We start from the raw sequence: 6305 nt of genomic DNA, 5'->3' as shown, positions 1-6305 counted from the left end.
AACGGCATTCATGAAGGTGCTCGCGTCAGCCAGGGCCAGGTCATCGGCTATGTCGGCTCGACCGGCCTGTCCACCGGACCGCACCTTCACTACGAAGTGCTTGTCAACGGCCGGTACATGGATCCGATGCGGATCAAACTGCCCAAGGGCCGGACGCTGGACGGCGAGATGCGCGCCACCTTCGAAGCCGAACGCTATCGGATCGACACGCTGCTGGACCGCGCCCGCAAGCCGTCGCGGATCGCCGCGATCAATTAGGCCACGGCCCCACAGGATTGAACGTACAGGCCGCTCCGGATCGTTTGCGGATGCAAAGAATGAGAAAAGCCCGCGGGACGGTCGCTCCCGCGGGCTTTGTTTTTTCCGGTTGGGCGTCAGAAGTTCGCCGATCAGGCAGCGGCGCTTTCCGAGCCGGTGACCTGGAAGATCAGCCGGTCGGCGCCGGCCGATACCTGCACCGTCTGTCCGTCCAGGATATCTCCGGCCAGCAGCTTTTCCGCAAGCGGATCCTGAAGGTCTTTCTGGATCACGCGTTTCAGCGGACGTGCCCCATATGCCGGGTCGTAGCCCTTCTGCGCCAGCCAATCGAGGGCATCCTCATCCAGGGTCAGCGTGATCTTGCGCTCTTCGAGCAGGACGCGAAGCCGCTCAAGCTGGATCCTGACGATATCGGCCATGTGCGAACGTTGCAGACGGTGGAACAGCACGATCTCGTCCAGACGGTTGAGGAATTCCGGACGGAAATGCCCACGGACCGTATCCATCACCTCGTTCCGGACGGCATCCGTATCCTGGCCTTCCGGCTGGTTGACCAGATATTCGGCACCGAGGTTCGAGGTCATGATGATCAGCGTGTTGCGGAAGTCGACCGTGCGGCCTTGGCCGTCCGTCAGCCGGCCGTCATCAAGCACCTGCAGAAGCACGTTGAAGACATCGCTGTGCGCCTTTTCGATCTCGTCGAACAGAACCACCTGATAGGGCCGCCGGCGGACGGCTTCCGTCAGGGCGCCGCCTTCCTCGTACCCGACATAGCCCGGAGGCGCGCCGATCAGCCGGGCAACGGAGTGCTTCTCCATATATTCCGACATGTCGAGGCGGACCATCGCGCTGTCGTCGTCGAACAGGAAGCTGGCCAGGGCCTTTGTGAGCTCCGTCTTGCCGACACCGGTCGGGCCCAGGAACATGAACAGGCCGATCGGCCGGCTCGGGTCCTGCAGCCCGGCGCGCGCGCGGCGCACCGCGGTCGAGACGGCGTGGATCGCCTCCGCCTGACCGATCACCCGGCCGGACAGGACATCCTCCATCTTGAGCAGCTTCTCGCGTTCGCCTTCCAGCATCTTGTCGACCGGAATGCCGGTCCACTTGGACACGACCTGGGCAATGTCAGCCGGTGTCACCGCTTCATCCACCATCGCGTCGGCATCTCCGGATGCTTCGGCTTCCTTCAGCTTGCGTTCCAGATCCGGAATGACGCCATAGGCCAGTTCGCCGGCCTTGGCGAGGTCGCCGCGGCGCTGCGCGATTTCCAGATCAATGCGGGCCTGGTCGAGCTGTTCCTTGATCTTCTGCTCGAGGATCAGCTTTTCCTTTTCGCCAAGCCAGCGGTTGGTCATGACCTGCGACTGTTCTTCCAGGTCCGTCAGCTCTTTTTCGAGCTTGTTGAGACGTTCCTTGGCGGCGGCGTCGTTTTCCACCTTCAGGGCCTCGCGCTCGATCTTAAGCTGAATGATCCGGCGGTCCAGTTCGTCCAGTTCCTCGGGCTTGGAATCGACCTGCATGCGCAGCCGGCTGGCGGCTTCGTCAACCAGGTCGATCGCCTTGTCCGGCAGGAACCGGTCGGTGATGTAGCGGTTGGAGAGCGACGCTGCCGAGACGATGGCCGAGTCGGTGATCCGCACGCCATGATGCAGTTCGTACTTCTCCTTGATGCCGCGCAGGATCGAGACCGTATCCTCGACCGTCGGCTCGCTGACGAAAACCGGTTGGAACCGGCGGGCCAGGGCCGCGTCCTTTTCCACGTGCTTGCGGTACTCGTCGAGCGTCGTTGCGCCGACGCAGTGCAATTCGCCGCGGGCAAGCGCAGGCTTCAGCAGGTTGGAGGCATCCATCGCCCCTTCCGCCTTGCCGGCGCCGACAAGCGTGTGCATTTCGTCGATGAACAGGATGATCTTGCCCGCAGCCCCTTCAACTTCGGACAGGACGGCCTTCAGCCGCTCCTCGAATTCGCCGCGATATTTCGCGCCGGCAATCAGGGAGCCCATGTCGAGCGCGAGCAACTGCTTGTCTTTCAGGGATTCGGGCACATCGCCGTTGACGATACGCAGCGCCAAGCCTTCGGCAATGGCGGTCTTGCCGACGCCGGGTTCGCCGATCAGGACCGGGTTGTTCTTCGTCCGGCGCGACAGAACCTGGATCGTGCGGCGGATTTCCTCGTCGCGGCCGATCACCGGGTCAAGCTTGCCGTCCCTGGCCACCTGGGTCAGATCGCGCGCGTATTTCTTCAGCGCCTCATACTGGTTTTCCGCCGTCGCACTGTCGGCGGTGCGGCCCTGGCGCAGCTGGTTGATGGCCTCGTTGAGCGCATTCGGCGTGACGCCGTGGCGCTTTAGGAGCTTGCCTGTTTCGCTGTCGCTGTCCATGGCCAGGGCGAGCAGAAGACGTTCGACGGTGACAAAGCTGTCACCCGCCTTGTCGGCGATCTTCTCCGCTTGCTCGAACAGCCGTGCGGTGGCCTGGCCCAGATAGAGCTGCCCCGACCCTCCAGACACTTTCGGCATCTTGTCCAGAATGGCTTCCAGGTCGCCTTTCAGGGCTTTGGCCTGGCCGCCGGCGCGCTCGATCAGGCCGCTGGCCATGCCTTCCGGATCGTCCAGAAGGACTTTCAGAATATGTTCAGGCGTGAATTGCTGATGACCGCGCCCCAGGGCAAATGTCTGTGCGGATTGAATGAACCCGCGGGAGCGCTCGGTATATTTCTCAAAGTTCATAGGTTTACCTCCTACCCGTCCACACCACCCGAAGCATGGGGAACGTCATGGATTACGGACCCCTGGTGACGGGCATCCGTACAGCCTCTTCAAGCGCTGCCTCCGTAATATAGTGTTGCATATTCATCACAAAAGACCCCCGACCAACGGTTTTCCGAAAAACGCGGCACTGGAGCACGTCCTGCTGAATTCGGGCCATCTGCCCCGACTGCTCCGGGATATAGGTTCACAAAAACGGCTGGAATGATATGCGTAGATGACCTGACAAAAACGGCGCCCGAATGGACGCCGTTTTCAACTCTTGAGATCTGGTCGGGCTGACTATTCGCCGGGCGCGGCCGCTTCGGTCGGCGTCTCGTCCGAGGACTTGGCCCGGCGGGCGCGCGGAGTGCGGCGGCGCGGCTTCGAGGCTTCTTCCTCGCCTGCGGCATCGCCGTCGCCGGCGCCTTCCGCGGGCGCTTGAGAAGCGTTGCCACCGGTATCGGCCTGACGGGGCGTGCGCGCACGCGGTGTGCGTGCCCGGCGGCGCGGCTTTTCTTCCCCGCCGCTCTCCTCGGACCCTGCGCCCGCCTGCCCGGTGCCGTTCACCTGACCTTCCGGATCGATAACCGGCATGTCGATGAAGGGTTGCGGGCTGTCGGTATCGACGAGGTCGTCATCGGCGGCGGCACGATCCTGCGAGGGACGGTCCGGGCCGTTTGCAGAGCCGGCGCCGTTTGGCGATCCCGTTTCATATCCGTCTTCCGCATCGCCGCGCGCGGCGGGGTGAGCCGACGGCTGCTGCTGCGGCTGTGCCGCAGCGACGATACGCAGATAGTGCTCTGCATGCTGGTTATAGTTTTCGGACATCACACGGTCGCCGGATGCCTGGGCATCGCGGGCCAACTGCTGATACTTCTCCGCAACATGCATCGCTGTGCCGCGGATTTTCACATCAGGACCGTTCGATTCGTAAGTCCGGGTTAACGGATTAGGGCCCTTGCGGCCCCTTCCGCGCATACGCTTATTGCTTTGATTTCCTGGTCTCATCCTGCCGTTTTCTCTTGCGGAACGGCGGTCAGTTGTTCACTGACCCAACATCGGAATTGCCTAAAACCGATACGAAATACTTTACCGAAACCAGCAGCGCTGGTTAGCGGCTGTCACTGAAAACACACGCAAGGCGTCAAAGGCCTTAGGCCGACGCTTTTGTCTTTTTCCTCGACAGTCCGAAACACCGGAAAGCCCGATATGCAACGGTTTCAAAAACGCTGAAAGTGCGCCTTCACCCCGTTGCCAGATGCGCGTGTCCCGCTGATCGCTGATCACATCTCCGGTCTCGGCGAGTTGAACCTACCCGTTTCCGCAACGATTTCCAAGTGCTTTTTCGCCATTGGGCAAAAACGGGCAGATTATATCTTCCGGGCCGTGACAACACGGTCGTTTCCGGCAAGATCCTTAATGATTTCAATTGCTCCAAAGCCATGATGCCGCAACTGCTTGTCCACATCAGCCGCCTGGTCATAGCCGATTTCCAATGCGATTCCACCGCCCGGTTTCAACAGAATTTCCGCTTCTGTTGCAATTTGGACATAGGCGGCGAGCCCGGTTTCTCCCCCGTCGAGCGCCAGCACCGGATCATGCAGAATCACTTCCCGAGCCAGCCCGCCCAGAACGGAGGAGCGGATATAGGGCGGATTGCTGACAATCCAATCCAGTCCCGGGCGCAGTGCCGAGCAATAGTCGGCGCAAACGGGATGGAAACGCTCTTCCACACCCTGCAGCCGGGCGTTCTGAACCGCGCAATGCAAGGCGTGTTCGGACAGGTCGACGGCGATCATCCGGCTTTGCGGCAGCTCGGCGAGAAGCGTGACGGCGATAGCGCCCGTACCGGTGCCGATGTCACACATGATGCCGGGCTGATCCGGACCGACACGCTGCAGAATGGCATCGATCAGGACTTCCGTATCGGGCCTCGGCTCAAGGGTTGCGTCATTTAGCAGAAACCGGCGACCGTAGAACTCCCTCTCTCCGAGAATACGTCCCACGGGCATACCTTTGAGGCGCTGCTCGGCGTATATCGCGGCCAAGCTGGCCTTTTCGTCTGAAACGCTATCCGTTTCCCGCAATATGAGATCGCCTGCCGGGATTTTCAAGGCGGCGCTCACGAGCACCCTGGCATCCAGTTCCGGCGTGGAGAGCCCGGCATTCCTGAACCGGCCGCGAACCTGCCGGTAGAGTTCGCCGATCAGCATCGCTCAAGCTTCTTCGGTGGCAAGAAGATTGGCCTGGTGCTCGACGATCAGGGCGTCGATCACCTCGCCGAGCGCTTCTCCGGTAATGATCTGGTCGAGCTTGTAAAGCGTCAGGCCGATCCGGTGGTCTGTCACGCGGCCCTGGGGGAAGTTGTAGGTCCGGATCCGTTCCGACCGGTCGCCGGAGCCGACCTGTAGGCGCCGGGCCTCCGTCCGCTCATTGGCCGCGCGCTCGCGTTCCTCGTCGTAGATGCGGGCCCGCAACAGCTGCATGGCCCTGGCCTTGTTCTTGTGCTGGGATCTTTCATCCTGAACGGCCACCACGATCCCGGTCGGGATATGGGTGATGCGAACCGCCGAATCCGTGGTGTTGACGTGCTGCCCGCCCGCGCCGGAGGCACGGTAGGTGTCGATGCGCAGATCACTGTCCTGGACATCGATATCGACATCCTCCGCCTGCGGCAGCACGGCGACGGTCGCGGCCGAGGTGTGAATGCGCCCGCCCGACTCCGTCGCGGGAACGCGCTGAACCCGGTGCACGCCGGATTCGAATTTGAGCTTCGCGAAAACGTGGTCGCCGGAGACCGAGGCGATCACTTCCTTGTAGCCGCCGACCTCGCCTTCGCTGGCGGACAGGATCTCCACCTTCCAGCCCTGAAGCTCGGCATAGCGCTGATACATGCGGAACAGGTCGCCGGCAAACAGGGCCGCCTCGTCGCCGCCCGTTCCGGCACGCACTTCCAGGATCGCATCGTTGGCATCCGCCTCGTCCTTCGGCAGCAGGCCGACCCTGATCTCCTGGCTCAGTGCCTCGACACGTTCGACGAGCTCGTCCCGCTCCATTTCCGCAAGCTCACGCATCTCGGCATCGGACGCAGAATCCCTGATCAGCGATTCGACGCCGGCAAGATCCTGCTCCGCCTTGTTCAACGCCCGGATCTTGCCGACCAGGGGTTCCAGGGCTGCATATTCGCGCGACAGCTTTACGTAAGCGGACGGGTTCGGACTCGACGACATCAGATGTTCGATTTCCGCAAACCGGTCCAGCAGGTTATCAAGTTTGTGACGCGCCATCATACGCGCA

Annotated in this window: 5 protein-coding genes (1 of these 5 only partly in view); 1 reads left to right on the top strand and 4 read right to left on the bottom strand. The window is 61.9% G+C overall.

Going from position 1 to position 6305, the window contains the following annotated elements:
- Positions 1-258 carry the 3' portion of a M23 family metallopeptidase gene (locus ON753_RS23105; RefSeq protein ID WP_265965955.1) on the top strand. Its footprint begins 1719 nt before the window's first position, so the window shows 258 of its 1977 coding nt (coding positions 1720-1977); the start codon falls outside the window, past its left edge; its stop codon occupies positions 256-258.
- 131 nt (positions 259-389) lie between these two features.
- Here the strand turns inward: ON753_RS23105 and clpB are convergent, their stop codons facing one another.
- The 4 genes from clpB to prfA form a co-directional block, all read right to left on the bottom strand.
- A complete protein-coding gene (clpB, locus tag ON753_RS23100) occupies positions 390-2987 on the bottom strand; it encodes an ATP-dependent chaperone ClpB (RefSeq protein ID WP_265965953.1) in 2598 nt (865 codons plus the stop codon).
- Between the two features lie 321 nt (positions 2988-3308).
- Entirely contained in the window at positions 3309-4016 is a 708-nt protein-coding gene (locus ON753_RS23095) for a DUF4167 domain-containing protein (protein WP_377103219.1), read from the bottom strand.
- 362 nt (positions 4017-4378) lie between these two features.
- Positions 4379-5221: a peptide chain release factor N(5)-glutamine methyltransferase gene (gene prmC, locus ON753_RS23090; protein WP_265965947.1), complete on the bottom strand. Its 843-nt coding sequence runs from the start codon at positions 5219-5221 to the stop codon at positions 4379-4381.
- Between the two features lie 3 nt (positions 5222-5224).
- On the bottom strand, positions 5225-6298 hold the full coding sequence (prfA, locus tag ON753_RS23085) for a peptide chain release factor 1 (RefSeq protein ID WP_265965945.1): 1074 nt from the start codon (positions 6296-6298) through the stop codon (positions 5225-5227).
- Positions 6299-6305 lie beyond the last annotated feature (7 nt).

Origin of the sequence: Roseibium salinum (genome assembly GCF_026240905.1) — a bacterium.
Lineage (GTDB): Bacteria > Pseudomonadota > Alphaproteobacteria > Rhizobiales > Stappiaceae > Roseibium > Roseibium salinum.
This window is presented reverse-complemented; position numbering and strand designations above follow the sequence as displayed.

Bases quoted from the DNA above. Each gene is read 5' to 3' on its own strand.
- ON753_RS23095 (WP_377103219.1), bottom strand. From the start codon at position 4,016: ATGAGACCAGGAAATCAAAGCAATAAGCGTATGCGCGGAAGGGGCCGC.
- prmC (WP_265965947.1), bottom strand. From the start codon at position 5,221: ATGCTGATCGGCGAACTCTACCGGCAGGTTCGCGGCCGGTTCAGGAAT.
- clpB (WP_265965953.1), bottom strand. From the start codon at position 2,987: ATGAACTTTGAGAAATATACCGAGCGCTCCCGCGGGTTCATTCAATCC.
- prfA (WP_265965945.1), bottom strand. From the start codon at position 6,298: ATGATGGCGCGTCACAAACTTGATAACCTGCTGGACCGGTTTGCGGAA.